26 protein-coding genes and 4 pseudogenes are annotated in these 23,312 nt (G+C 72.4%); 10 read left to right on the forward strand and 20 right to left on the reverse strand.

The window, feature by feature from the left end; translation table 11 throughout:
- A pseudogene (locus ACFCZF_RS16990) lies at nucleotides 1-331 on the forward strand (hypothetical protein); the annotation flags it as partial.
- On the opposite strand, the gene ACFCZF_RS16995 reads toward ACFCZF_RS16990, so the two are convergent.
- From ACFCZF_RS16995 to ACFCZF_RS17005, 3 genes are all read right to left on the reverse strand, one after another.
- Nucleotides 328-1,593, reverse strand: coding sequence for an MFS transporter (locus ACFCZF_RS16995; RefSeq protein WP_376672318.1), 1,266 nt, complete (start codon nucleotides 1,591-1,593; stop codon nucleotides 328-330). The pseudogene ACFCZF_RS16990 and the gene ACFCZF_RS16995 sit on opposite strands and share 4 nt — an antisense overlap.
- Nucleotides 1,594-1,679: 86 nt before the next feature.
- Nucleotides 1,680-2,237 carry a hypothetical protein gene (locus tag ACFCZF_RS17000; protein WP_376672319.1) on the reverse strand — a complete coding sequence of 186 codons (558 nt, stop codon included), beginning with the start codon at nucleotides 2,235-2,237 and terminating at the stop codon, nucleotides 1,680-1,682.
- A complete protein-coding gene (locus ACFCZF_RS17005; RefSeq protein WP_376672320.1) occupies nucleotides 2,234-3,958 on the reverse strand; it encodes a PHP domain-containing protein in 1,725 nt (574 codons plus the stop codon). The genes ACFCZF_RS17000 and ACFCZF_RS17005 overlap by 4 nt, the downstream gene beginning before the upstream one ends.
- 149 nt (nucleotides 3,959-4,107) lie before the next feature.
- Here ACFCZF_RS17005 and ACFCZF_RS17010 point away from each other — a divergent pair, with 149 nt between their 5' ends.
- Entirely contained in the window at nucleotides 4,108-4,698 is a 591-nt protein-coding gene (locus ACFCZF_RS17010; RefSeq protein WP_376672321.1) for a TetR-like C-terminal domain-containing protein, read from the forward strand.
- Here ACFCZF_RS17010 and ACFCZF_RS17015 read toward each other — a convergent pair.
- Genes ACFCZF_RS17015 through ACFCZF_RS17025 form a run of 3 tightly spaced genes read right to left on the reverse strand, consistent with a single transcriptional unit; the run spans nucleotide 4,692 to nucleotide 6,739 of the window.
- Entirely contained in the window at nucleotides 4,692-5,450 is a 759-nt protein-coding gene (locus ACFCZF_RS17015) for a hypothetical protein (protein ID WP_376672322.1), read from the reverse strand. The genes ACFCZF_RS17010 and ACFCZF_RS17015 overlap by 7 nt on opposite strands.
- Nucleotides 5,451-5,459: 9 nt before the next feature.
- Nucleotides 5,460-6,266, reverse strand: a complete 807-nt coding sequence (locus ACFCZF_RS17020) for an isocitrate lyase/phosphoenolpyruvate mutase family protein (protein ID WP_376672323.1) — start codon at nucleotides 6,264-6,266, stop codon at nucleotides 5,460-5,462.
- Nucleotides 6,263-6,739, reverse strand: a complete 477-nt coding sequence (locus ACFCZF_RS17025) for a hypothetical protein (RefSeq protein ID WP_376672324.1) — start codon at nucleotides 6,737-6,739, stop codon at nucleotides 6,263-6,265. Before ACFCZF_RS17025 ends, ACFCZF_RS17020 begins: the two co-directional genes overlap by 4 nt.
- A gap of 103 nt (nucleotides 6,740-6,842) precedes the next feature.
- Here ACFCZF_RS17025 and ACFCZF_RS17030 point away from each other — a divergent pair, with 103 nt between their 5' ends.
- Nucleotides 6,843-7,376, forward strand: a complete 534-nt coding sequence (locus tag ACFCZF_RS17030; protein ID WP_375912170.1) for a hypothetical protein — start codon at nucleotides 6,843-6,845, stop codon at nucleotides 7,374-7,376.
- Between the two features lie 16 nt (nucleotides 7,377-7,392).
- On the opposite strand, the gene ACFCZF_RS17035 is transcribed toward ACFCZF_RS17030, so the two are convergent.
- The 3 genes and pseudogenes from ACFCZF_RS17035 to ACFCZF_RS17045 all read right to left on the reverse strand — a co-directional run.
- Complete coding sequence (locus tag ACFCZF_RS17035) at nucleotides 7,393-8,523, reverse strand: family 43 glycosylhydrolase (RefSeq protein ID WP_376672325.1); 1,131 nt, start codon at nucleotides 8,521-8,523, stop codon at nucleotides 7,393-7,395.
- A gap of 137 nt (nucleotides 8,524-8,660) precedes the next feature.
- Complete coding sequence (locus ACFCZF_RS17040; RefSeq protein ID WP_375912164.1) at nucleotides 8,661-9,320, reverse strand: response regulator; 660 nt, start codon at nucleotides 9,318-9,320, stop codon at nucleotides 8,661-8,663.
- A pseudogene (locus ACFCZF_RS17045) lies at nucleotides 9,317-9,562 on the reverse strand (ATP-binding protein); the annotation flags it as partial. The pseudogene ACFCZF_RS17045 and the gene ACFCZF_RS17040, both read right to left, overlap by 4 nt.
- Before the next feature lie 144 nt (nucleotides 9,563-9,706).
- On the opposite strand from ACFCZF_RS17045, the gene mmuM reads away from it, so the two are divergent.
- Nucleotides 9,707-10,615, forward strand: coding sequence for a homocysteine S-methyltransferase (gene mmuM, locus ACFCZF_RS17050; RefSeq protein ID WP_376672326.1), 909 nt, complete (start codon nucleotides 9,707-9,709; stop codon nucleotides 10,613-10,615).
- 8 nt (nucleotides 10,616-10,623) lie between these two features.
- Here the strand turns inward: mmuM and ACFCZF_RS17055 are convergent, their stop codons facing one another.
- Both ACFCZF_RS17055 and ACFCZF_RS17060 read right to left on the reverse strand, forming a co-directional pair.
- Nucleotides 10,624-10,983 (reverse strand): DUF6463 family protein, encoded by a 360-nt coding sequence (locus ACFCZF_RS17055; protein ID WP_376672327.1) that lies wholly within the window; start codon nucleotides 10,981-10,983, stop codon nucleotides 10,624-10,626.
- A gap of 23 nt (nucleotides 10,984-11,006) precedes the next feature.
- Complete coding sequence (locus ACFCZF_RS17060) at nucleotides 11,007-11,414, reverse strand: ATP-binding protein (protein ID WP_376672328.1); 408 nt, start codon at nucleotides 11,412-11,414, stop codon at nucleotides 11,007-11,009.
- 112 nt (nucleotides 11,415-11,526) lie between these two features.
- On the opposite strand from ACFCZF_RS17060, the gene ACFCZF_RS17065 reads away from it, so the two are divergent.
- Nucleotides 11,527-12,345, forward strand: coding sequence for a helix-turn-helix domain-containing protein (locus ACFCZF_RS17065; protein ID WP_376672329.1), 819 nt, complete (start codon nucleotides 11,527-11,529; stop codon nucleotides 12,343-12,345).
- Entirely contained in the window at nucleotides 12,342-12,575 is a 234-nt protein-coding gene (locus ACFCZF_RS17070; RefSeq protein WP_376672330.1) for a DUF397 domain-containing protein, read from the forward strand. The genes ACFCZF_RS17065 and ACFCZF_RS17070 overlap by 4 nt, the downstream gene beginning before the upstream one ends.
- Here ACFCZF_RS17070 and ACFCZF_RS17075 read toward each other — a convergent pair.
- Nucleotides 12,532-14,031 carry a carboxylesterase/lipase family protein gene (locus tag ACFCZF_RS17075; RefSeq protein ID WP_376672331.1) on the reverse strand — a complete coding sequence of 500 codons (1,500 nt, stop codon included), beginning with the start codon at nucleotides 14,029-14,031 and terminating at the stop codon, nucleotides 12,532-12,534. The genes ACFCZF_RS17070 and ACFCZF_RS17075 overlap by 44 nt on opposite strands.
- A gap of 182 nt (nucleotides 14,032-14,213) precedes the next feature.
- Here ACFCZF_RS17075 and ACFCZF_RS17080 point away from each other — a divergent pair, with 182 nt between their 5' ends.
- Together ACFCZF_RS17080 and ACFCZF_RS17085 are read left to right on the forward strand one after the other, a co-directional pair.
- Complete coding sequence (locus tag ACFCZF_RS17080) at nucleotides 14,214-14,552, forward strand: STAS domain-containing protein (protein WP_376672332.1); 339 nt, start codon at nucleotides 14,214-14,216, stop codon at nucleotides 14,550-14,552.
- Between the two features lie 130 nt (nucleotides 14,553-14,682).
- A pseudogene (locus ACFCZF_RS17085) lies at nucleotides 14,683-14,886 on the forward strand (transposase); the annotation flags it as partial.
- Nucleotides 14,887-15,289: 403 nt separating this feature from the next.
- Here the strand turns inward: ACFCZF_RS17085 and ACFCZF_RS17090 are convergent.
- The 6 genes and pseudogenes from ACFCZF_RS17090 to ACFCZF_RS17115 all read right to left on the reverse strand — a co-directional run bounded on the left by ACFCZF_RS17090 (nucleotide 15,290) and on the right by ACFCZF_RS17115 (nucleotide 21,020).
- The gene (locus ACFCZF_RS17090) at nucleotides 15,290-17,890 is read right to left on the reverse strand and encodes a hypothetical protein (RefSeq protein WP_376672333.1); all 2,601 of its coding nucleotides are present in this window, start codon (nucleotides 17,888-17,890) and stop codon (nucleotides 15,290-15,292) included.
- Nucleotides 17,890-18,570 (reverse strand): ABC transporter ATP-binding protein, encoded by a 681-nt coding sequence (locus ACFCZF_RS17095; RefSeq protein WP_345592514.1) that lies wholly within the window; start codon nucleotides 18,568-18,570, stop codon nucleotides 17,890-17,892. The genes ACFCZF_RS17090 and ACFCZF_RS17095 overlap by 1 nt, the downstream gene beginning before the upstream one ends.
- A gap of 29 nt (nucleotides 18,571-18,599) precedes the next feature.
- On the reverse strand, nucleotides 18,600-18,932 hold the full coding sequence (locus ACFCZF_RS17100; protein ID WP_376672334.1) for a hypothetical protein: 333 nt from the start codon (nucleotides 18,930-18,932) through the stop codon (nucleotides 18,600-18,602).
- 61 nt (nucleotides 18,933-18,993) lie between these two features.
- Complete coding sequence (locus tag ACFCZF_RS17105) at nucleotides 18,994-19,803, reverse strand: alpha/beta hydrolase family protein (RefSeq protein WP_376672335.1); 810 nt, start codon at nucleotides 19,801-19,803, stop codon at nucleotides 18,994-18,996.
- A 103-nt stretch (nucleotides 19,804-19,906) separates the two neighbouring features.
- Nucleotides 19,907-20,308 (reverse strand): annotated as a pseudogene (locus ACFCZF_RS17110) (ThuA domain-containing protein); the annotation flags it as partial.
- Between the two features lie 58 nt (nucleotides 20,309-20,366).
- Nucleotides 20,367-21,020 (reverse strand): hypothetical protein, encoded by a 654-nt coding sequence (locus ACFCZF_RS17115; RefSeq protein ID WP_376672336.1) that lies wholly within the window; start codon nucleotides 21,018-21,020, stop codon nucleotides 20,367-20,369.
- A 60-nt stretch (nucleotides 21,021-21,080) separates the two neighbouring features.
- On the opposite strand from ACFCZF_RS17115, the gene ACFCZF_RS17120 reads away from it, so the two are divergent.
- Complete coding sequence (locus ACFCZF_RS17120) at nucleotides 21,081-21,710, forward strand: VOC family protein (RefSeq protein ID WP_376672337.1); 630 nt, start codon at nucleotides 21,081-21,083, stop codon at nucleotides 21,708-21,710.
- Between the two features lie 41 nt (nucleotides 21,711-21,751).
- Here ACFCZF_RS17120 and ACFCZF_RS17125 read toward each other — a convergent pair whose 3' ends face one another.
- Entirely contained in the window at nucleotides 21,752-22,081 is a 330-nt protein-coding gene (locus tag ACFCZF_RS17125; protein WP_375912110.1) for a hypothetical protein, read from the reverse strand.
- A gap of 148 nt (nucleotides 22,082-22,229) precedes the next feature.
- Between ACFCZF_RS17125 and ACFCZF_RS17130 the strand changes: the two genes are divergently transcribed.
- Nucleotides 22,230-22,634 carry a VOC family protein gene (locus ACFCZF_RS17130; protein WP_375912107.1) on the forward strand — a complete coding sequence of 135 codons (405 nt, stop codon included), beginning with the start codon at nucleotides 22,230-22,232 and terminating at the stop codon, nucleotides 22,632-22,634.
- Here the strand turns inward: ACFCZF_RS17130 and ACFCZF_RS17135 are convergent.
- Nucleotides 22,614-23,306: a helix-turn-helix domain-containing protein gene (locus ACFCZF_RS17135; RefSeq protein ID WP_376672338.1), complete on the reverse strand. Its 693-nt coding sequence runs from the start codon at nucleotides 23,304-23,306 to the stop codon at nucleotides 22,614-22,616. The two genes, ACFCZF_RS17130 and ACFCZF_RS17135, sit on opposite strands and share 21 nt — an antisense overlap.
- Between the last annotated feature and the right edge of the window lie 6 nt (nucleotides 23,307-23,312).

Here is a 23,312-nt window from a genome sequence, read left to right on the forward strand (position 1 = left end):
ACGGCACGGGACCGGCCGGAACGGCACGGGACCGGCCGGAACGGCACGGGACCGGCCGGAACGGCACGGGACCGGCCGGAACGGCACGGGACCGGACGAGACGGCACGGGACCGGACGAGACGGCACGGGACCGGACGAGACGGCACGGGACCGGACGAGACGGCACGGGACCGGACGAGACGGCGGAGCCGGACGGCGGGACCGGACGGGCTGGGCCGGACGGCGGGACCGGACGGGCTGGACCGGACGGCCGGACCAGGCGGCCGGGCCGGGCGGCGCGGCCGGACGGGACGGCGGGACCGGACGGCGCGGCCGGACGGGCTGGGCTAGGTTCGGCCCGCTCGGCGGATCGGGGTGAGTAGTGCGGCGGCCGCGATGAGGACGCAGCAGGCGCCCGCCGCGAGGGCGACCGGCGTGGTGCCGCGCCGTTCCGCCGCCCAGGTGAGGACGGCCGCGCCGATGGGTGCCACCGAGTACTGGAGGGTCCAGAAGGCGGAGGTCACCCGGCCGAGCAGGTGCTCCGGCGTCACCTCCTGGCGCAGGGACATCGAGCAGGTGCCCGCCATGCCGACGCAGGCGAGGAAGACGGCGCTCAGCACGGCGACGGCGGGCACCTCGCTCACCCAGCCGAGACCGGCGAAGGCCAGCCCGCACACCGCGACCGCTCCGGTCCAGGTCCGGCCGAAGCCGAGCGCGCGGCGCGCGCGTGCCACCAGCAGCGCCCCGGTGATGGTGCCCAGCGCGCCGACCGCCATGACGGTGCCGACCGTGCCGTCGTCGCGGCCCAGGTCGTGCTTGAGGTGGTAGATGACCAGGTCGTTCAGGCCGAGGGTGAGGAAACTGAACCCGCACAGCAGCACGGTGAGCGAGCGCAGCACCGGATGCCCGTACAGGAAGGCGACTCCGGTGCGCAGGTCCTGCCACAGGCCGGGCCGCTTCCCGGTGGCCGGGGCGTCGTCGGCGGGGCGGGACCGGAAGCGGACGAAGGCGACGCAGGCGGCCGAGACGCCGAAGCTGGCCGCGTCCACGCCGATGGCGGTCGCCGGCCCCGACCAGCCGGCCACCACTCCCGCGCACAGCGGTCCCAGCACGCCGGCCGCGGCGGCGGTGGCGTTGAGGCGTCCGTTGGCCTCGGTGAGCTGTTCGGTGCCGACCAGGCCGCGCACGACGGTGACGTAGCCGACGGCGAACAGCATGCCGACGGCCTCGCACAGCGGCAGCACGACGTAGAGCAGCCAGACCTGCGGGCCGAACAGCCAGACGACGGGCACCAGCCCGTAGACGACCATCCGCACCAGATCGCAGCCGATGAGCAGCTTGCGGCGGTCCACCCGGTCGACCACGGCCCCGGCGAACACGGCCGCCAGGACCGCGGCCGCGCCGCCGACGGCCGTGAGCAGCCCCATCCGCGCGATCGACCCCGTGGCCTCCAGCACCAGCAGGGGCAGGGCGATCAGGGCGAAGGAGTCACCGAGGACGGAGAGGGTCTGCGCGGCCCAGAAGACGCCGAAGTCCCGTTGCCGCCACACGGGGCGCGGGTCCCTGGGGGAACGGCCGGCGGCGCGTCCGGTGTCCCGTGCCTCGTGGGTCATCGGGCCGTCGCCGTCCGCCGTCGCCCTCGCATACCGGTCGCCCCCCGCCCCGCCCCTGTCCGGTCGGCGACCACCTTACGGACGTGTCAGTGGTCCGCGCAGCACGGCGTCGGGTCGGGGTCCTCGAACGGCACCAGGGTGCCGCCCGCGGCGGGCATGGCGGCCAGGACGAGGCGGCCGTCCTGCCACTGGGGGCGGACGTGTTCCCGGGTCACCAGCCGCATGTCCGGGTCCGGTTCGTCCGGCGTGCCCAGTACCGTCACCCGGTCGATCGCGGAGCGTGCGAGCAGCTCCGCGAGCGTCAGCGTGCCGGTGAGGGCGCCCGCGCCCGGGTAGAGGACGGCGCGGCCGACCTCGTCCGGGGCGCCGTCGCGGACGTCGTACCCCTGGGCGGTGAGCCGGTCCCGGGCGGTGCGCAGGACCGGCTCCGCCGCCACGGCCTCCGTCGCGAGCGACAGGGCGACGCGCGGACGGCCGTCCCGCACCAGGTGCGTGCAGCCGAAGACGCCCTCGGGGACGTCGAGTTCGGTCGCGAGCGCCTGGAGCAGGTGATCGGCCTCACGCAGCGTCGTCGCGTCGGTGTCGATGCCGATGCCGATGGCGTACGGCGCGGAGGCGTACGACGTGGCGGCGGTCGGCGTCACGACGGCAGGATCCACACCGGGTTGGAGTAGAACCACAGGTCGCGCCACGGGTCGGCGTCGCCGACGACGTCGATGGCAGGGCCCGCCGGGTCGACCTTCGCGCCCAGGGCGCCTATGGCGGACCGGTTGCCGTCGGTGCCGCGGGTGCGGAGGTAGACGGGGTGGTCGACGCGGCCGAGGTCGTAGGTGAGGCGGACGGTGCCGGTGTCCTTGTTCACCTCGTACGACTTGACGACCCTGGCCGTCGGCGCGGTGAAGGTGTCCTTGTCGGCGACCGTGCCGGTCACGTCGCCCTGGATGACGTCGACCCGGGCCAGTTTCGGGGTGAATCCGGCCCAGTTGGGGCCGCCGGCCAGGGCCACGTCCATCGACAGGGTGACCCGCGTGCCCTTGCGGACGTGCAGGGCGCCGCCGAGCGTGGCCCAGCGGCCGCCGCCGGAGACGCGGACGTCGAGGCCGCTGATCAGCCGGCCGTGGTCCACCCAGATGCGTCCGGCGCGGATGCCGTCCATGACGGCGCCGTAGGAGAAGCCGTCGGAGCCGACGTGGGTGCGGCTGTACTGGCCGGGCCAGAAGTCGCCCTGCGTGACGTCGATCTGCCCGGCGTAGACGGGGTCGTCGTAGCGGCCGTTGGCGTTGAAGTCGCCGCCGCCACGGGCCGCGGTGTCTGCGTACACCTGGTGGGAGTCGGAGTTGGCGGTGATCCACCAGGGGCGGCCCTCGGCGATGAGGCTGTCCCACAGGCCGCCGACGGTGGCGGTCATCCAGTCGAAGCCGCCCCAGGTGCGGTAGCTCTCCAGCGGGTAGCCGGGGAAGGAGTTGGCGCCGGGGCTGCCGTCGTAGATGCCGCGGGCGCGGCCCATGCCGAGCGGCTCGGGCAGGCCCGCCGCCTGGTGGCCGGGGGCGCCCTCGAAGCCGACGGCGATCTGGTGGTGCCGGGAGGTGGCGTCGCGCCAGGCGCGGATCTCGTGCGGGGAGTCGATGCCCTTGCGCGCCGGGTGGTTGGCGAGCATCAGGGCGTCCTTGATTTTGCGCCGCTTCACCTGGTCGGCGAGGAAGGAGAGGCCGGCCACGGCGAGGGCCTCGTTGGCGGGCGTGGAGTCGCCGGCGCCCTTGACGCTGCCGTCGTAGCCGGTCTCGAACTGCTTGAGGACGGAGACCTCGTTCCTGCCGGGGTGGACGAAGACCGTGCCGTGCTCGGCGGCCGGGATGTTCCACTCCAGGCCCTGGAAGACGAGGGTGTCCTCGTGGGCGTCGCGGGCCTCGCGGATGTCCGGGTTGACCTTCTCCACACCGATCTTGGCGTGGGTGACGCTGCCGTGGTCGGTGATGACCAGCCAGTCCATGCCGTGCCGGGCGCCCTGGCGGACCTGGTCTACGACGCGGTACTTGCCGTCGCTGCTGTACTGGGTGTGGATGTGGTGGTCGCCGGCCAGCCAGAGGAAGCCCTTCTTACGGCGGCCGTTGCCCGCTGCCTGGGCGGGGGCGGCGGTCGCGGTCTGGGCGAGGACGGTGCCGGCGGCGAGTCCGGCGCCGAGCAGGCCGGCGCGGCGCAGCAGGCCGCGGCGCGACTGCTGTTCGGGGCTCAGGGCCTCGTCGGGAACGCTGGTGTCGAAGGCGGCGGGCAGGGGCCGCGCGGCCTCGTGGTCGTGGTCGTGCGTGTGTGCGTGTCCGTGGTGGAGATGGCCGTGCGTGTGCTCGTGACCGTGGCCGTGCCCCATGAAGTCCTCCTGGATACCGCCGCCGTGCGCGGCTGTGAGGAGAATCGAGGCAGAAGATGAACGTTTAACGACTCGAAGGTGAGCCACGCCTGCCGCCCGGCCTGCCCTAGCATGAAACCTAGGAGTCCTAGGAAGCCGGAAGGTGGCCCATGCCCCGAGCGGGTCTTACAACCGACCGCGTCGTCGCCGCCGCCGCCGACCTCGCCGACGAGACCGGGTTCGAGAGCGTCACCGTCTCGGCGCTCGCCCGGCACTTCGGGGTGAAGGACGCCAGCCTCTACACGCACGTCAAAAACCTCCAGGACCTGCGCGTCCGGGTCGCGTTGCTGGCCGGCGGCGAGCTGATCGACGAGATCGCGGCGGCGGTGGCCGGCCGGGCCGGGAGGGAGGCGCTGGCCGCCTTCGCGGGCGCCTACCGGGCGTACGCCCTACGCCATCCCGGCCGCTACGCCGCGACCCGGATCCGCGTCGACCAGTCCCTCGTCGCCGACTCCCCCGCCCTGCGCCGCACCGCCGAGATCACCTACGGCATGCTCCGCGCCTACGGCCTGACCGAACCCGACCTGACCGACGCGGTACGCCTGCTGCGCAGCACCTTCCACGGCTACTGCGCCCTGGAGGCAGCCGGCGGCTTCGGCGCCCCGCGCGACGTACAGTCGTCCTGGGACAAGGCCGTCGACGCCCTGCACGTGGCGCTGGAGAACTGGCCCCGGGAGCCGGAAGGCCCCCGCGGTCACTGACCGTACGGCAGCCCGCCCGCGCGCGGGCGCTTGAACCACTGCGCCGCGGCACTCTGATTGAGCAGGACCACGATGGCGATCGCGCCGAACAGCGGGAGTCCGCCGCCCCCGTTGCCCTGAGCGATCCCGCCGAGCGACATCACGATCTGCACGCTCGCCAGCACGATGGACGCGACCCGCACACCGTTGCCGCCCGTGCCGTACCTGAAGGCGAGGACGAACAGCACCCAGCCCATCAGATTCGTGGCGAAGAGCCGGCCCGCGTCCTCCGCGCCGACACCGGCTCCCCAGATGACCACGACCAGCATCACCAGCCCCGCCATCACCCAGATCAGGATCTGCGCGGCGCGCACACTGCCCGGCATGGTCGCCGGCGGCACCGGTGCGTAGGGGTACGGGGCGCCCGCGTAGCCGCCGGGAGCGCCGCCGTACGCGCCGGGGGCGCCATAGCCGCCAGGTGCACCGTAGGAGCCCGGGGCGCCGTACGGGGTCGGGGCGCCGTACGGGGCTGGGGCGCTGTACGGGGCTGGGGCGCTGTATGGGGCCGGGCCGCCGTACCCGCCGGGCGCGGCGTATCCGCCGGGCGCGCCGGGTCCTCCCGGGGCGCCCGGGGCGCCGGGGGCGCCGGGGGCGGGCGGTGCGGGGTGGGTGCCCGGAGGAGTGGCCCCGGGTGGAGGGCCGTACGGGCCGCCCTGGTGACCGGTGGGCGGCTGCCCGTCGGAACCCGGTGCGGCTGGATACTCGTTCGACATGCCCTGACCCTATCCAGGGTCCGCGCACCCCCGGCTCAGTGCCCGCACCTCGTCGTACGTCGGTGCCGCGCCCCGCACTTGCCGGCCCGCCCCGATGTCGGCCGCCGCCTCCAGGGCGGCGCCCAGTGCCCGCCGATACAGCAGCGAGCCGAGGCTGACCCGGCCCACGCCGAGGTCGGCGAAGTGCGGGAGGGCGGGGCCGGTGGGCGAGTAGAGGATGTTGAGCGGGACGTCGTAGCGGGTGACGAGGGCCGCGATCCGGCCGGGGTCGGTGAGCCCGGGGACGAAGACGCCGTCCGCGCCGGCCTCGCGGTAGGCGTCGAGGCGCCGCATCGTCTCCGCGACGCGGCCCTCGCCGTCACCGTTGCCGTCACCGTCGTCGCCGTGACCCCCGAGCCAGTACGTGTCCGTGCGGGCGTTGACGAACAGGCCGGGAGCCGCCGACCTGACCGCGGTGATCTTCGCCGCGTGCCGGTCGGCGGGTCCGAGGGCGTCCTCCAGGTTGACGCCGACGGCTCCGACCGCCGCCAGCTGCCGCGCGAACTCCCCCACCTCGTCGGGGTCGTCGCTGAAGCCGTCCTCCGCGTCGACGGTCAGCAGGAACGGCTCCGAACCGAGGGCGAGGGCCAGCCGCAGCGTCTCGTCGCGGGTCGCCGACGCCCCGTCGGGCAGCCCGCCCGCCGCCGCGGCGCCCAGGCTGGTCGTGCCGACCGCCCGGAAGCCCTGCCCGGCGAGGGCGAGCGCGGAGGCGTGGTCCCAGGCGCACGGCAGCAGCAGGGGCTCACCGGCGCGGTGGAGGTCGGCGAAGGCGGTCACGACAGGTCACCCACCGCGTCGGCGTAGTACACGGACTCCGTGAGGTGCACGGCGAGTTCGCGGAAGCTCCAGCCCTCGCCGGGCGAGTGGTCGAGCTGCTCGTCGGTGAGCGCGTCGAGGCGGTTGGCCCAGATCCGGGCGAGCCGGGTGAGGCGGCTGCGGGCCTCGTCGAGGTCCTCCTGGGTGAAGGGGGCGCGGTCCGCGTCCGTGGTGACCATGGAGGCGTGCCAGTGGTCGGGCTGCGTCTCCTCTCCGGCCAACCGCGCCTCCAGCTCCGCGAGATGGTCGACCATGTGGTCGGCGACGCGCCGGATCGCCTTCTGCGGGGTGTAGACACGGTCGTCGACGTGCGCGGGCCGCCCGTCCCAGTGGGTCCAGGTGGCGGCCAGGGCCAGGACGTGGTCGACCATGCCGGTGACGGCGTCGGCGGGCGTGACGGTGGCGGTGGCGGTGGCGGTGTTCGTGTCGCTCATGTCCCGCACGCTATGGGCCGGTTGCTTCGGTGCCGACCGAAGTGTTCCCGGCGCATGCGGGTATCCGGTCCTCACCGTTCTTCCACATTCGAGGGGTTACGTGATGAGCGAAGAGAGAAGTGACGGCCGTCGGCGGCTGCGGTGGCAGGACAGCCTGTGGGGCATCGGTGTGATCGCCCTGGTGGTGGGCGCCGGGGTCAGGATCCTCATGGGCGGAGTGTCGGCGTGGCCTTCGGCGCTGCTGGGTGCGGTTCCGGTCGCCGTCTTCCTCGTCTGGTGGGTGCGCCGCCGACGCGTGCGCGACGCCGACGCGGTCGGTACGGAACCGGACGACGTGCCCGCCATGGAGCGGCAGATCCTCAAGGGCGGGCCGCCGCCCCGGGACCCGGAGCGGCGGCAGGCCATGGCCGCGCTGGTCGACTCGCGTCAGGAGCGGCTGCGGCGCAACCGCTGGTGGGCGTTCCCGCTCCTGACGGTCCTCTTCTTCGGTACGGCGGCCCTGGCCTTCGGCACCGGGTCGGCGACCGCGGGCGCCATGATGCTCGCCCTGGCGGTCGCCTTCATGGCGTTCATGGTGTGGCAGAACCGCCGTCTCGACCGGCGTCTTTCGCAGATGCGGAGCCGGCTGCAGAACTGAGCCCCGGCGGCGGGTCTCACGCCCGCCCCCTCGCCGTGTCGGCGACCGGGACGCCGAAGTCCGGCGTGCCGTCCGCGTTCCATCTCAGCCGCTGGATGCGGGTGTGCCGGTTGGGGTCGTTCAGCGGGTCGCCGTCGATCTCCTTGTACTGGCGGGCGTGGTAGACGAGGACGTCGGTGCGGCCGTCCCGGTCGACGGTGAAGCAGTTGTGGCCGGGACCGTACTGACCGGTGGTGTCGTTGCTCGTGAAGACGGGGGTCGGCGACTTCGACCAGTTCGCCGGGTCCATCAGGTCGGCGTCCGCGTCGGCGGTCAGCAGGCCCATGCAGTAGTTGGCGTCGGTGGCGCTGGCCGAGTACGTCATGAACAGGCGGCCGTTGCGGGCGATGACCGACGCGCCCTCGTTGACCTTGAAGCCGACGCACTCCCAGTCGTACTCGGGCGTGGAGAGCCGTATCTGCGGGCCCTTCAGCGTCCAGGGGTTCGCCATCTCGGACAGCCACAGGGCGGTGTTGTTGTCCATGCCGGGCTCGTACTGGGCCCAGGCGAGATAGCGGGTGCCGCGGTGGGTGAAGGTGGTGGCGTCCAGGGAGAAGGTCTCCCAGGCCGTCTTCACCCGGCCCCGCTCCACCCAGGTGCCCCGGAAGGGGTTGGGGTGGGAGTTCTCCAGGACCCAGATACGGATGTCCCAGACGCGCTCGGCGGGCGCGGCGGCGAAGTAGACGTACCACTTGCCGCCGACGCGGTGCATCTCCGGCGCCCAGATGTGCGCGCCCATGTCGCCGGTGGCGTGCTTGCGCCAGATGACGGACTCGTGGGCGGTCGCGAAGCCGTTCAATGTGCGGGAGCGGCGCAGGATGATGCGGTCGTACTCGGGGGCGGTCGCCGTGAAGTAGTAGAAGCCGTCGGTGTGCCGGCGGATGTGCGGGTCGGCGCGGTTGCGGACGAGCGGGTTCGCGTACGGGGCCGCCGCCTTGCCGGGGGCGGCGGATGCGACGGCGGGGACGGCCGCCAGGGCTCCCGCGGCCGCGGCACCCTTCAGCAGCAGGCGTCGGCCGGGGACGGCGGGCGGCCGGGCGAGCTGAACGGGCTGGACGGGCTGGACGGGCTGGACGGGCTGAACGGGCTGATCGTCGGCGCGGCTCATACGGGCTGCCTCTCGACAGGGCGCGCGACACGACTGGTTCGTCATATCGAACGCCATCTGTGATTACGAACGTCGAAAAGGTAAGGGTGTGACATGGAGAGGTCAACGGGTCGGACGCCGTTGCCCCGCGCGGTGCGTCAGGTCACCAGGCCGTGGCGGTAGGCGTAGACGACCGCCTGGACCCGGTCGCGGAGATCGAGTTTCGTGAGGATGCGGGAGACGAAGGTCTTGACGGTCTCGTGGCTGATCACCAGGGCCGCGGCGATCTCGCTGTTGGACAGGCCGTCCGCGATGAGGCGGAGCACCTCCAGCTCACGGGGGGTGAGGGGGATGTCCCGCGCGGCGCCCTCGGCGGGCCGGATCCGGGCGGCGTATCGGCCCACGAGCCGGCGCGTCACCTCCGGGTCCAGCAGTGCCGCGCCCATGGCCACGGTCCGGATGCCGTGCAGCAGCCGGTCCGGCGGTGCGTCCTTGAGCAGGAAGCCGCTCGCCCCCGCGCGCAGCGCCTCGTAGACGTACTCGTCCAGGTTGAACGTCGTCACCACGAGCACCTTCACGGGGTGCCGCACCCCGGCACCGGCCAGCAGGCGGGTGGCCTCGATGCCGTCCAGCACCGGCATGCGTACGTCCATCACCACGACGTCCGGGCGCAGTCGGCCGGCCAGGTCGACCGCCGCCTGTCCGTCCCCGCACTCGCCCGCCACCTCCAGGTCGGGCTGGGCGCCGATGATCGTCGCCAGCCCGGTGCGGATCAGTACCTGGTCGTCGCAGATCAGGACGCGGACCGGCGCGCTCACGACGGGCTCCCGGGTATCCGGGCCCGGACGACGAAGCCGCCGCCCGCCCGGCGGTCCGCGCTGAAGTCGCCACCGAGGACGTCGACCCGCTCGCGCAGCCCGGCCAGGCCCCGCCCGCTGCCGCCGGGCGACGCGGCCCGCGATCCGGACCCGTCCGTGCCGACCTCCACGGTGATCTCCCTTTCGCCATGGCGCACCAGGACCGAGGTCCGGCTGCCGTGGTCGTACTTGAGGGCGTTCGGGGCCGTGGCCCAAGTGCCGCGGACTGCCTTGGACGCTACGGATCCGGCGGCCGGAGATCGTCACCTCACGGTGGACACCTCGCCGTAGCTCGCACGGGGGACAAGATCTCCGGGGGCCGCGGTCGGACTGGCTAGCCTCGTGTCATGACCAGCGACTTCGCCGACGCCCTCGCATCCGGCCGCCCGCTCGTGCTCGACGGCGGGATGTCCAACCAGTTGGAGTCGGCCGGGTACGACCTGAGCGACGAACTGTGGTCGGCCCGGCTGCTCGCCGAGGATCCCGGCGCGATCACCGAGGCGCATCTCGCCTACTTCGAGGCCGGCGCGGACGTGGCGATCACCTCCAGCTACCAGGCCACCTTCGAGGGCTTCGCCCGGCGCGGCATCGGACGGGAGCAGGCCGCCGAACTACTCACTCGCAGCGTCGAGCTGGCCCGCGACGCCGCCCGCCGGGCACGGGCGACCCGTCCGCTGTGGGTGGCCGCGTCGGCCGGCCCGTACGGGGCGATGCTCGCGGACGGCTCCGAGTACCACGGCAGGTACGGGCTGGGCGCCGGTGAACTGGAGCGCTTCCACCGGCCGCGCCTGGAGGCCCTGGCCGCCGCCGGTCCCGACGTGCTCGCGCTGGAGACCGTCCCCGACACCGACGAGGCGGCGGCACTGCTGCGGGCGGTGCGCGGACTGGGCGTGCCGGCCTGGCTGTCGTACACCGTCGCGGGCGACCGGACCCGCGCCGGTCAGCCGTTGGAGGAGGCCTTCGCCCTGGCGGCGGACGCGGAGGAGGTGATCGCGGTGGGTGTGAACTGCTGCGCCCCCGAGGACGTGGTGGGCGCGGTCGAGACCGCCGCCCGGGTCACCGGCAAGCCGGTCGTCGTCTACCCCAACAGCGGGGAGGCGTGGGACGCGAAGGCGCGGGCGTGGCGGGGGAGTTCCTCGTTCGCCCCCGAGCGGGTACGGGACTGGCGTGCGGCCGGGGCCCGGCTGGTCGGCGGGTGCTGCCGGGTGGGGCCGGACGCGATCACGTCGATCGCGTCGACGCCGACGTCGGCGTGACGGTCCCTTCAGCCGCGCAGCGACCTGCGCAGCAGGAGGCCCCCGATCCCCACCAGGGCGGGAAAACCGCTCTTGGGCATCGCCACGGTGCCCGTCACACCGACGGCCGCGAGCACGACGCCCGCCGCACGCTGGGCCGGGATGTCCTCGTGTTTCTCCGCCGACCGCAGCAGCCGGCCGCCCATCCACAGGGCGGGCGCGGCGGCCATGAACCAGAAGGCGGCGGCCCGGTCGCCCCGCTCGGGGACGGAGTCGAGGAGCTGTCCGCGCGCCATGTCGGTGAACACGTCGCGGTAGGCCACCGCCCCGAGGATCCCGTGACCGATACCGACAACTTCGAGCCAGCGTCCGGCTGAACGTCGCTTCATGGGCTCATCGTAGGGCGGACCAGCTACGCGACACCCACCTCGCACCACACGACCTTGCCGGGGTCCCGCTCCCCCACGCCCCACTTGTCCGCCAGCTCCGACACGAGCAGCAGCCCGCGCCCGCCCTCTCCGGGCTCCCTTACGTCCGTCTGCGGCACCGCCAGTACGCCGTCCCCACTGTCGTGCACCTCGACGCGGACGCCGTCCCCGCAGGGCAGCAGCCGCAGCAGGAAGCCCCGGCCGGGTGGAACGCCGTGCAGCAGGGCGTTGGTGGCCAGTTCGCTGACGCACAGCACGACGTCGTCCGCGCGCTCGCGCACACCCCAAGCGGCGAGCGCCTCACGTGCGAACGCCCGTGCGGCGGGGACGGACCGGCGCTCCCGGCGGTAGAAACGCTCGCGTGGGGACGGGGGTTGAGTTTCGGTGTTCACGTGACGAGGGTCACGCTCCGTGGTCATGATGAGACAGAGCGCATGACCGTACAGCCGGTCTGTACGGGTGCGCGACGGTGAACGTACGCGCGCGGGTGGGGAGTCCGACCTCATGGGCACGACGACACGGAGGAACGCCTCCGCGATGAAGATGGTGGGGGCGCTGCTCGCCCTCTACCGCCAGGCCGCCGGGCACACGCAGAGGTCGCTGGGCGAGCGGTTCGTCATCGGCGAGCAGCAGATCGCCTCGATCGAGCAGGGCAGACGCCCACTGAAGCCGGACCTCGCCGAGCAGCTTGATGAACTGCTGGGGACCAAGGGGGCGTTGTCGATTGCTTTGAGCAAGATGCCGGAGGTGGATCTGGTTCCGTTGTGGGCGGAGGAGTTCCTGGACAGGGAGCGGGAGGCCATCGCGATCTCGTCGTACGAGAACCAGGTGCTGCCGGGTCTCTTGCAGACGAACGCGTACGCACGAGCGGTATTCCACAGCCGCGTCCCCAAGCTCAGCGAGGCCGAGACCGAGCGGCACGTGTCCGCACGCACCGAGCGCCAGGCGATCTTCACCCGCCAAGAGCCGCCGATTGCCTGCTTCGTCATCTGGGAGGCAGTTCTGCGCGACCGTTTGGGCGGCGACCAAGTGTACTTCGACCAATTGAGGCACCTGCGGGAGCACTCCGAGTTCCCCGATCTCACCTTGCAGATCCTGCCACTTGGCCGCACAGCTCATGCAGCTCTGGACGGCCCCTTCGTCCTCCTGGAGACTCCCGAACACCAGCGACTCGCGTACACGGAGACCCAGCGCGGCAGCCAACTGATCGCCAATCCCGATGAGGTGGCGATCCTCACTCAGAGGTGTGCGATGCTGCGGTCACAGGCCCTCAACCCCGAAGACACGAGGGATCTGCTGGACCGTCTGCTAGGAGACCAATGAGCAGCACCGCACTTCGATGGTTCAAGTCGAGCTACAGCGGCAGCGACGGCGGCAACTGCATCGAAGTCGCCTACGAGTGGCGCAAGTCCAGCTACAGCGGAAGCGAAGGCGGCAACTGCGTAGAAGTAGCCACCGCCCCCACCGCCATCCACATCCGCGACTCCAAAACAACCGCCGGAGACACCGTCACCGTCGCACCAGCCGCCTGGACCGCATTCCTCGCATGGTGACGTCGGCCTGCCACAGGTCGAACTCGGCGTCGCGCGGCCCGTACGCCGTGTGCGGGGCGCCGCCGTCGCCGAAGACCCGCACGGGATGCGTGGCGTCCCACGCCGTCCACCCCGGGTCCCCGCACTCCGCGAACCGCACCCACGCCCCGTGCATCGCGTCGGCCAGCTCCTGCGGAGCACCCTCGCCCGCGAGCCTGCGCGAATCCGGCGTGTCCCCGGAGTCGAAGACGAAGCCCAGTTCCAGGGCGTGGCAGGCGCCGAGGTCGGGCAGTCCGGACGGCCAGGCGAACTCGTAGACGTACGACGATCCCGGCCGGGCGTCGGCCAGGCGGTGCATCGGGATGCGGAGCAGGTGGTCGGTGACCAACTGACCGACGGTCTCGGCGGCACCGGCGTGCACCGCGCGGTAGCCGCGTACGACCTCGTTGCCGCAGTGCACGCGGGCGCGCGCACCGGCGAGGGCGACGGCGCCGAGCCGGTCGACGCGTTCGAGGAGGCTGCCGGGTACCAGCCACAGCCGGTACTCGTCCCGGGTCCAGCCCATCATCAGGTCGACGCCGGGTGCGGCCCCGCCCTCGACGAGCGCCTCCAGCGGATCGCGGGGAAGCACGTCCCCGTCGACGACGATGCCGAAGGCAGGTCCACCGAGTACGGGGCTGCTGAGCCTGCCCACCTCGGCCTGGGCGCGCAGTAGCTGGTCGCGGTCGGCGGCGGCGAAGGCCTCGGCGGTGGCGGGGATCTTGAGGCGGGTCGCCATCCGGCGGACCATCCGCCGTACCTTGTCGCGGTCGGCGGCTTCCGGGGCGCCGCTCTGCAGCACGGCCCGCCGGAACAGCCCCTGGGCCTGCGGGGCGGCGAGGAGGGCGCCGGTGCTGATGGCTCCGGCGGACTGCCCGGCGAGGGTGACCCGGCCGGGGTCGCCGCCGAAGGCCGCGATCGACTCGTGCACCCACTTCAGGGCGGCGAGCTGGTCGCGCAGGCCGGCGTTGGCGGAGGCGTCCGGGAACAGTCCGTAGCCCTCGACGCCCAGCCTGTAGTTGATCGACACGCAGACCACGCCGTCCCGGGCGAAGGTGTGGCCGTCGTAGACGGGTACGGCGGAAGAGCCCCTGGTGAGGGCGCCGCCGTGCAGCCACACCAGGACCGGCAGACGGGCGCCGGGGCCCGGCTCGGGGGTCCAGACGTTGAGGTTGAGGCAGTCGTCGCCGGGGATCGTCGGGTCGGAGAGGTACTGGGCGAAGGCCTCGGAGTACGGCGGTTTGGGCGCCGTGGGGCCAAAGGAGCCCGCGTCGCGGACGCCGTCCCAGGGCTCGGGCGGCGCAGGCGGCCGGAACCGGCGGGGGCCGAAGGGGGGCGCGGCGTACGGGATGCCCCGGAAGACGGCGATGCCGTGCTCGTATCTGCCGCGTACGGCCCCGTGCGGCGTACTGACCACGGGGTTCGCCTGGCCTGCCATCACGCGCTCACCAGCCCTTCGCCGCACTGATGCACTGCTCATGCCAGAGCGCCGGGGCACGAGGATCTATTCCGGTGATCTGCGGTGATCTGTTCCGGTGTCCGTTCCGTACGTCCGGTCCGACGCCGCTGGGGGACAATGGAAGCCACGTACGCCCGCTATGTGCTGCTGAGGAGGCCGTCGTGACCGTCGACCCTCATCGCCCCGGCCAGTCCGCACCCGTGAGGATCGCAGAGGCCGACAGGCGGCATGCCGTGCTGGCCTTCTCCGGCGACCTGGACTCCCACGCGCTGCAAGTACTGGAGGAACTCCTCCTCGACCACCGTCTGCGGGAGCCGGGCGCGTGGACGCTGGAGATGAGCGACCTGCACCATATCGACCTGGCCTGCGCGTACGCGCTGCTGCGCGCGGTCACCCGGGCCCCGGAACCGGCCACCATCACCGTCCGCGGGGCCCGCCCAGCGGTTCACAGGACCCTGCGGCACGCCGGTCTCGACACCGTCGCCGACTTCGAGGAGTAACGGCCGGCGACCGTCCGTCAGGGCTCGACGGCGGGCGTAGGGGCGGCACAGAGCGGGGCGATGCCCGCCTGGACTAGGAGCTGTCCGGGCGATCATGTGACCGTCCCGTGCCTGGGCCGTTGTTGCGGGCATGGGGCGGGGCGATCTGACGGATGCCGAGTGGGAACGGTTGCGGCCGTTCCTGCCGGTGAGCAACGGCCGTTGTGGCCGATGGCGGGATCACCGGCAGGTGACCGACGGGATTCTGCACCGGGTGCGGACCGGCGTGCAATGGCGGGATCTTCCCGAGAAGTACGGCCCCTGGAAGACCGTCTATGAACGCCACCGCCTTTGGGTCTTTGGTGTAGCAACGGACACTTGTCGTGGGTGTTGTGGTCAATACGCCCATAGGGGCGAGAAGGGGAATATCTGCGTCGAGAAGTTGAGCAGGCTCTGCGGTGTGTTCGGCGCCTCCATGCAGGACACAGGGCGGGGAGGACGCGGAGTCGTCGACTGGCGCCGATCGCAGATGGTCTGCATCACGGCTGACCTGTCCCCCACGATCGCGTGGCTATGCAGTGGCTGCTCGCGCGGGTCGTCCTGGTGCGCTACCGCACCAGGACGACGATTCCACGGGGGACGAGCTGCCCCGGGCCCACGTCGGCGCGGCACCGGCTACTGCTGTGACCGCATGGGTCCGCCGGGCCGGTGGTCGCTTCGCTCACCCTGAGAACGATTCATGATGGACGGCGCTGCCCCTACCGGCGTAGAGCGAGCGTCGATCGGGTTGCGGCGAGTGCGGAGGCCAGGGCGAGAGTGGCGAGGAGCAGGCTCATCTGTCCCCAGGGAATGCTGAGCTGGAAGTCGGGGATCTGGGTGGCCAGAGCCACGGTCGGGACGATGGCGATGAAGAGCCCGAGGAGAGTGGCGGTTCCCAGAAGCACGGCGTACTGCCAAAGGATGATGTGGCGGCCCCAGGATGGCGGGATGCCGAGCGCGATGAGGCTGTCGATGTAGGTCTTCAGTGCTCGGGTCTGGCCGCGGAGCGCGGTGAGGACGGTGGTGAGCGCAAGCAGAGCCAAGGCCGCGGCGGAGATGTAGAGCGCTGTATCCGGGACCGGTGGTTCTGGCTCGACATGGATGTAGGCGGCGCGCGCGTCGATCGCGTGGTCCTGGAGAATCTGTTGCACGCGCGCGTCCTGGCCGTCGTCGGCGTCGGCGACCATGATCGGGCCCCGCACGGCGATGGGGAGGTCGAGGCGGCGGGCGGTGTCGACGAGAAGGATCCCGTCCGTGCCGGCACGCCAGCCCGTGCGTGCCAGTTCCAGCGGCTTGGAGGGCAGGGGAGGGGTTTTGCTGAGGATGCGGTCGTCCTCAGCCACCACCAGCCGGGTCGGCTGTCCTTCGGGGGGCGGGGCGTTGTCGCGGTCCGCCCAGACCAGGAGGCCGCCGCGGTTGAGCAGCGCACGCTGGTCGGCGGTAAGGGGGCGGCCGGTCAGGACGGGGACATCGTCGGGTGAGTCGACGGCTAGGATGCCGCCGTCGTTGCCTTGGCGAGTTGTGCTGGGGACGGGGCCGGTTTCGTCCACGGACTCCTTCGAGAGGCGGTGGAGTTCCACCTGGGGAAGGCCTTCGAGAACTTTGCTCTCCTTGAGCACGGTGAGCACCCGCTCGGGTGGTGCGAAGGCGCCGCTGGCCCGGTGCGCCAGTAGTACCTGGCCGGGCAGGACCTCCGGTTGCACGGTGTTCTCGCTGCTGCGGATCAGAGTGTCGAGAAGGGCAAGCATGCCCAAGCTGGCGCCGATGATCACGGTAAGGACGGCGAGGGCGGCCTGTGCCCGCCGTCGGTCGGCCTGCAGTTGACGACGGGCCAGCCTGCGGCGCGCGTCACGCTCCGTGAGCAGACGGGTCGCGAGTCCGAAGAACTCCGGCAACGTCAGCACCACCGCGGCCGTGATCAGGGCGGTCAGGAACATGCCCTCGGACGGGGTGTCGAGGCGTGTCGCCGTGTAGACCATGCAGACGCACCAGACGCCCAGCGCGGCCAGCTGGCGGACATCGCGGACAACCGTCGCGGCACTCTTCTTGCGGAGATTCTTCGCCTGCGGCTGGTGTGCCGGTGACGTGGTGGTGGGGTGAGGCTGCTCACTGCGGGTCCGGCGGGCCAGGAGCAGTCCCGCGCCGGTCAGCACTCCGGTTGCCGCGACCAGAGCGAGGAGCTGCGTAGCAGCGTCTGTCATTCCTTCGACATCTCCCACCGGCCGGTCTTGCAGGTACGCCAGGAGAGGTCGTAGGGCCCAGCCGGTGGCAACTCCGGCGGCGGCACCGGCGGTAGCTGCCGCCAGGCACCATGCCACGCAGGCGAGGCTCACGGCCGTTACCGTCGTGGCGGGTCGCAGCCCCAAGGAGACCATGGTCTCCGTGGTGCGCCGCAGGCGTCGGTCGACGAGCCCGAACATCAGCAGCACTGCGCCAATGGGGACCAAAACGGCGGGGATGGTGTATCCGGCGGGGGACTTCTCGATCCAGTAATCGGCTGCTTTGGTCTCCAGCTGTGCCCGAAGGATCGGCGGGCCGGGCAGAAGTTCCGGTCCGCCCTTGGCCTCCTGTGAGCCGGAGCCATCGCTGTACGGCGTGAGCGTCTTCGTTACCGCGTCCATGACGGCTTGTTCTGGGCCCCCGGTCCACAGCAGGTAGGGCTGTGCGGCCAGGGAGGGGTAGCCCTCAGCGAGTTTCGGGTCCAGACTGCTCCACGTGCCTGGCGCGGCGAGCAGGGCCGAGGTGTTCGCGTAGTGGTTGTCTGCGACGCCCACCACGCGCAGCCGAACGTCACCGAGCACGGTGAGTGTTTGGCCGGGCGCGGCTTTGACGTCCCCGGGGTCGGTCACAACGATCTCGCCCGGCTGTTGCGGCCAGTGCCCGGCCGTCAACTCGTACATATCTGGGTACGGGTTGGGCGTCCACTGCCCCTCCAGCAGGGTCACGTTCCGTGCCGGAGTGACGGCGAGCTGCACGTCGAGTGCGGTGAGGAAGGCGGCGGACTCGTTCGCACCGGCCTGCTGAGCCGCCCCGGACATGGCTGGGGCCGGCGTCTTACTGCCGGGGGGAAGCGTCATCTCAGCGCTCGCGAGAGCGTCGAAACGGCCCAAGTCGCGATCGGCCTCCTGAGCACCTGAGAGTGACAACGTCGACAACGCGATGAACATGGCCATCGTGAACAGACCCGCCACGAACACCGTTGAAGAGGCACCGATCCATTGGCCCTGGCGCCGGCCCAGCCGCCATGCCAGCCGTGCCGCGAGCCGTGGCTGCGGCAGGACCGATGTGCCCTTGTCGGCCTGCTTCGGCTGCCGTGCCATCAGCGGTGTTCCAGGCGGCCGTCGACGACCTCATAAACCGAGTCGGCGAACTCCCGGCAGCGGGGATCATGGGAGCAGACCACTGCCAGCACCCCCTCGTCGGACAACTTCCGCAGCAGCGTGAACATCTCCCTCGTAGCGGCCGAATCCAGCGCTCCTGTCGGCTCGTCCGCCAGTAGCACGGCGCGGTCACCGGCCAGCGCGCGGGCAATACCCACCCGCTGCCGCTGGCCGCCGGACAGCTGACCTGGAAGTCGGTCCTCCAGCCCGGCCAGGCCCACGCGGGCCAATTGGGCGACGGCCTCCGCACGGGCAGCAGAGGACGTATCCCCGCGCGCCTCCAGCGGCAACGCAACGTTCTCGGCGGCGGTGAACTCTTCCACCAACTGGTGGTGCTGGAAGACCACTCCGACGGCATCCAACCGCAGCCGCGCGCGCCGGGCCTCATCCGCCGCACCGACGTCGACACCGGCGACCTGGATGTCACCGGTATCGGCGACATCCAGGCCGGCCAGCAGGTTCAGCAGGGTCGACTTCCCAGAGCCGCTCGCCCCGTACACGCAGACGAACTCGCCCGCGCTGGCGGTGAAGTTCACCTCCCGTGCGGCCCACACCGTTTCCACTGCCGATCGGTAGGCTTTACACAGGTCGCGCGTTTGGATCAGCGGTGCTCCGGTCATGCCGTCAGCCCTTCTGCTCTCTGAGCGGTTTAGCAGCCGTACCTGGTTCGCCACGAGCTGACCTCGTCGCTGTTCAGCGGCGAGACGTTGTTGTCATTGGCTTCCTTAGCCATGCCCTGCCTGTCGCCGGTGCCGTTCCTGGCGCCGTACATGCAGCCCTCGTGGGTGCCCGACTCGTTGGACCACGAGTCCATCGCGTTGTCCTCGTCGCCGCTCAGATTGACGAGCGTGCCGCTGCCGTGGTAACGCTCATCGAGCATCCACTGGTAGTCGTTGTTGCCCCACAGGCACATGTTGTTGTTGCAGTCGCTTATCGCCGCGTTGGCCACGGGCGTGACCATCAGGGCGGAGCCGACGAGCATGACGGTAGCGATAGCCTTCTTGATCTTCAGCTAGCTAGTCAACGGCTCGGCGCCGGGCTGTTCAGGACGACGTACCGGCATCCGTGAGGTGGCGCCGGAACCACCGGGTGAGGCCGGCGTCGACCTCGCGGGCCGGTGGCAGCTGCGGCGCGGGCTCGATGCCGGGCTCTTCGGCGAGCGGATGCGCCAGTCCGGGGATCGTCAGCAGTTCGGACCCCTCGCCCAGCGCGTCGACGAGGTCCGATGCGTCGGCGCGCAGCCCCGGGTGGTCCAACTCGCCGCTGACCACCAGCAGCGGCGCGCGCCCGGCGAGGGCGTCCGCTTTGGCGAGGAAGTCAAGGCTGTCGACGGTCTTCTCCGACTCGGCGTCATACGGGTACTCGCCCGGGAACAGGTCGACGACGGACCGCATCCGGACGGCGGCGTTGACGACGGCTCCGGCGAAGACCGGAATCCCGGTGTCGGCGAGGATGCGCAGCGCGACGGCTCCGCCCAGCGACCCACCGAGCACGCCGATCGGGCCGTCGTCGACCGGCAGCTGCGCACGAACCGACGCCAGCGCGTCCGGGAACTCCTCGGCCGCCTGCCGAACAAACGGATGCAGATAGGACATCAGGACGTCCTCGCGCATCAACGCCAGGCCCGCGTCCATGCTGCCGTCGACCATGCGTGCCCCGCACATCGGCATCCCGAGGTGCACCCGCCACGCGGGCAGGCCGTGCATCGGCAACGCGGCGGCGAACGCCGCGTCCGACCTCGGCGCGTCCAGCATGTGCCAGGTGACGATCAGCGGCGCGGCGCCGTCGTCGTGGGCCGGGGGCAGCGCGGTGAACGGCACGCCGGCGGCCGTGCCCGTGATCGGTGAAATCATGTGCCCACGGTAGGTCGGCGGCCCCGTGCCGGGAGGCGGGATTCGCCGGCAGCGAACCCGGCTCGGCCGTCCGCCGGGTTCCGCCGAGAACCCGGCACTCGTGTCACCGGCGTCCGGGACGGGGCACCCGGTCCGCGCGGGCCGCCCAGTCGATGCCGCCCCGCAGATGGGCGTGGAAGTCCGGGTCGGTGTAGGCGTCGGCGGCGTGGCCGAGGGCCGTGTAGAAGACGCGGCCCGCGCCCTGGTCGCGGCACCAGACCAGGGGATGGTCGTCGCCCATGCCGCCGCCCTCGTACGACGACTCGTCGGCGCGGGCGAGGACGTGGACCGCGCCGCGCGGGTTGGTGCGGAAGTCGTACCACTCGTCCGTGAACTCCCAGACGGCGGGCAGGTCCCGGGTCGCGGGATGGTCGCGGTCCTCGACGAGCACCCGGCCCGGCTGGTGGGCGGGGTGCCGGTCGAAGCGGGCGCCGAGCAGTTCGCCGTAGTACGGCCAGTCGTCCTCAGCACTCGGGGGGCCATGGCGCCGACCCTAGACGGCCGGACCGGGCGGTGGGACCGGGTCAGCCGCCCACATCCACGTTGTTGTCGGGTGCCCCGTCGCCGAAGGAGGGCAGGTCGCCGCGCTCCACCGGTGTGCTGGGCGCGGGTTCGGCGGAGGGCAGGAGGGCGGCGGCCTCGGAGGCGTCGGGGCGGTGGGCGGCCAGGGCTGCCTCGCGCAGAACGTCGCGCGGTACGGCGTCCGCCTCGCCTGAGACGCGCACGACATGGCCCTTCTCGGGCACGGCGTACTCGTGGCGTCCGGCACCGGTGCGGTACCAGGCGTCGCCGTCGCGCTCGCACGTCGTACGCTCGCCGGACATGTCGCCGACCGGCTGCTCGGGGCAGGTGCCGTCGGTGATCGAGCCCCGGTCGACGGAGAGGCGCAGGTGGGCGCCGGTCTCGCGGGAGACCCAGGTGGCGGAGAAGCCGTCGTCACCGAGTACGCCGACGGACTGCTGGGCCAGGGTGAAACCGGGAGCCTCGGTGACGTAGACCAACTCGGGCGCCACGCCCAGCGCCTGGGCGCGGGCGTCGAGTTCACCCCGGTCGGCGGCCTCGGTCACGCTTGCGGAGGGGCCGGCCGCGGGGTCGGCGTCCGCCTTCTCGGAGCCGCAGGCGGTGAGCAGCAGCGGGGCCAGCAGCAGCACCGGCAGGACGCGCGTGGGACGAATCATGCGGCCATCCTGCCGCACAGGTGTTCCACAGCGAGGTCGGGCCGCCTACGCTCGGCCGCGATGAACGCCCTTCCCGCCCTGCTGGACCACCTGGTCCTGGCGACCCCCGATCTCGCGGCGGCGGTCGCCGACTTCACCCGGCGCACCGGTGTCGCCCCCGCGCCCGGCGGCACGCACCTCGGCTTCGGCACCCGCAACCACCTGGTCGGGCTGGGCGGCACCGGCTACCTGGAGATCATCGGCCCCGACCCGGATCGGCCCCCGCCGGACGGCCCGCGCCCCGCATGGCTGGAGCGGCTCACCGCCCCTCGGTTCGTGTCCTGGGCAATCCGCCCGCCCGACCTGGACGCGGCGGTGGCGGCGGCCCGGGCGCGCGGTCACGATCCCGGCGCGGTACGCCCGATGAGCCGCCGCCGACCCGACGGCACGCTCCTGGAGTGGCGCCTGACCGACGGCGTCCACCCTTCCGGTCTGGTGCCCTTCCTCATCGACTGGGGCAGCACGCCCCATCCCTCGGCGGGCCTGCCCGTCACTCCCCTGCTGGCCCTCACCGCGACCGCCCCCGACCCCGCCGAGATCCGCCCGCCGCTGTCCGCGCTCGGCACGGCGCTCCCGCTCACCGCCGGTCCGACGGGCCTGTGCTGCACGGTGGACACGCCTCGGGGACCGGTGACGTTCGGTCCGCCGTGAGGGAGGCCTGGACGGCGCGGACGGGACGACGGGCCTCCGGGTCAGGGGCGGTGTGCCGCGGCGTCCTTCGTCAGCTGGACGGCCGAGACCAGGCTGAGGCCGGGTGCCGCCTCGCGGAGGATCTTGACGGCCTGTACGGAGTCCGCGGGGCCCTGGTAACCGGCCATGGCGAAGCGCTCGTGGACCCAGCGGGCGCGCAGCTCCGCGTCGGAGGCCGCGGCGGCCCGCTCGACCACGGCGGCGGCGTGCTCAAGACCGGGCCGCTGCTCGGGCGTCGCCTCGGCGAGCGCCTGACGGATGCCGTGGGCGATGACGTCCGCGTCGCGCAGGACGAGTACGTTGAGTTCCGGTTGTCTGCCGCGTCCGAACATGGGGCCATGGTCGTTGCCGTGGCCTGTGCGGTTCAAGTGACTTGAGGGGCTTCTGAGGCAAGGGCCTTCTCGGCACCCCTCCGGGCCCGTTTCCCGCGTGTCCGAATCTTTCAAGACCGGGCTGCCGGGCCCTGCCTACGGTGGCCTCATGACCGCACGATTCAACGCCATCGGCCTCGTCGTCTCCGACATGGCCGCGTCCGTGACCTTCTACCGCCGGCTCGGTTTCGCGTTCCCCGAGGGCGCCGGGGACCAGCCGCACGCCGAGGCCGAGCTGCCGGGCGGGATCCGGCTGCTGCTCGACACCGAGGAGACCGTCCGCTCCTTCATGCCCGGGTGGCAGCCACCCGCCGGGGGCGGACGGCATTCGCTCGCCCTGCTGTGCGACACGCCGGCCGAGGTCGACGCGCTCTACGCGGAGTTGACCGGCGCCGGGTGCCACGGCGAGCACAAGCCCTGGGACGCCGTCTGGGGGCAGCGGTACGCCGTCGTGAACGACCCGGACGGCCACGGCGTCGACCTGTTCGCGCCGCTATCCACGCCGGCCGAGTAGTTCCCCGGGTGATACGCCCGCCAACTGCCGCACGTCCCGCGTCAGATGGGCCTGGTCCGCGTAACCGGACCGGACGGCCGTCTCGGCGAGGGGCGTGCCCGCGCGGGCCAGGGCGAGGGCGCGCTGCAACCGCAGTACGCGGGCCAGTGTCTTGGGACCGTAGCCGAAGGCGGCCAGTGAGCGGCGGTGCAACCGGCGGGCGCCGATGCCGAGTTCGTCGGCGGTGTCGGCCACCGGGCGGCCGGCGTCGAGGGCGGTCACGATCCGGCGCAGCACCGGGTCGGCGGGCCCGGTGTCGGCCGCCCGGGACAGCGCCGCCTCCTCCAGGCCGCTCGCCGGGTCGGGGGCCGCGTTCACCCGCGCGGTCAGGCGCCGGACCCGGGCGGCCGACCAGAGGTCGGCGAGTGCGACACGCCGGTCGCGCAGTTCGTGGGCGGGGATGCCGAGGAGGGCGGGCGCGGTGCCGGGGTAGAAGCGGACGCCCGCCCAGGGGCCGGGGGCGCCCTCGGTGACGTGGGCGCGGGTGTCGGGGCCCGCGACGAGCAGCCGGCCGTCGTACCAGAGCAGGTCCATGCAGCCGTCGGGCAGGACGCGCCCCGGGTCGCCGGGCGCGGTCGGGGTGTTGGTCCACACCACCGCGCCGGTCAGCCGGGACGCCCGTTCCGCGTACACGCCTGC

The organism is Streptomyces sp. NPDC056296, from assembly GCF_042268605.1.
Classification (GTDB): Bacteria; Actinomycetota; Actinomycetes; order Streptomycetales; family Streptomycetaceae; genus Streptomyces.

Coding starts and splice junctions, on each gene's coding strand:
- ACFCZF_RS17105 (WP_376672335.1), bottom strand. CDS start 19,803: ATGATTTCACCGATCACGGGCACGGCCGCCGGCGTGCCGTTCACCGCG.
- ACFCZF_RS17130 (WP_375912107.1), top strand. CDS start 22,230: ATGACCGCACGATTCAACGCCATCGGCCTCGTCGTCTCCGACATGGCC.
- ACFCZF_RS17125 (WP_375912110.1), bottom strand. CDS start 22,081: ATGTTCGGACGCGGCAGACAACCGGAACTCAACGTACTCGTCCTGCGC.
- ACFCZF_RS17090 (WP_376672333.1), bottom strand. CDS start 17,890: ATGGCACGGCAGCCGAAGCAGGCCGACAAGGGCACATCGGTCCTGCCG.
- ACFCZF_RS17100 (WP_376672334.1), bottom strand. CDS start 18,932: ATGCTCGTCGGCTCCGCCCTGATGGTCACGCCCGTGGCCAACGCGGCG.
- ACFCZF_RS17025 (WP_376672324.1), bottom strand. CDS start 6,739: ATGAGCGACACGAACACCGCCACCGCCACCGCCACCGTCACGCCCGCC.
- ACFCZF_RS17120 (WP_376672337.1), top strand. CDS start 21,081: ATGAACGCCCTTCCCGCCCTGCTGGACCACCTGGTCCTGGCGACCCCC.
- ACFCZF_RS17030 (WP_375912170.1), top strand. CDS start 6,843: ATGAGCGAAGAGAGAAGTGACGGCCGTCGGCGGCTGCGGTGGCAGGAC.
- ACFCZF_RS17115 (WP_376672336.1), bottom strand. CDS start 21,020: ATGATTCGTCCCACGCGCGTCCTGCCGGTGCTGCTGCTGGCCCCGCTG.
- ACFCZF_RS17095 (WP_345592514.1), bottom strand. CDS start 18,570: ATGACCGGAGCACCGCTGATCCAAACGCGCGACCTGTGTAAAGCCTAC.
- mmuM (WP_376672326.1), top strand. CDS start 9,707: ATGACCAGCGACTTCGCCGACGCCCTCGCATCCGGCCGCCCGCTCGTG.
- ACFCZF_RS17065 (WP_376672329.1), top strand. CDS start 11,527: ATGGGCACGACGACACGGAGGAACGCCTCCGCGATGAAGATGGTGGGG.
- ACFCZF_RS17055 (WP_376672327.1), bottom strand. CDS start 10,983: ATGAAGCGACGTTCAGCCGGACGCTGGCTCGAAGTTGTCGGTATCGGT.
- ACFCZF_RS17015 (WP_376672322.1), bottom strand. CDS start 5,450: ATGTCGAACGAGTATCCAGCCGCACCGGGTTCCGACGGGCAGCCGCCC.
- ACFCZF_RS17070 (WP_376672330.1), top strand. CDS start 12,342: ATGAGCAGCACCGCACTTCGATGGTTCAAGTCGAGCTACAGCGGCAGC.
- ACFCZF_RS17010 (WP_376672321.1), top strand. CDS start 4,108: ATGCCCCGAGCGGGTCTTACAACCGACCGCGTCGTCGCCGCCGCCGCC.
- ACFCZF_RS17075 (WP_376672331.1), bottom strand. CDS start 14,031: ATGGCAGGCCAGGCGAACCCCGTGGTCAGTACGCCGCACGGGGCCGTA.
- ACFCZF_RS17005 (WP_376672320.1), bottom strand. CDS start 3,958: ATGGGGCACGGCCACGGTCACGAGCACACGCACGGCCATCTCCACCAC.
- ACFCZF_RS16995 (WP_376672318.1), bottom strand. CDS start 1,593: ATGACCCACGAGGCACGGGACACCGGACGCGCCGCCGGCCGTTCCCCC.
- ACFCZF_RS17035 (WP_376672325.1), bottom strand. CDS start 8,523: ATGAGCCGCGCCGACGATCAGCCCGTTCAGCCCGTCCAGCCCGTCCAG.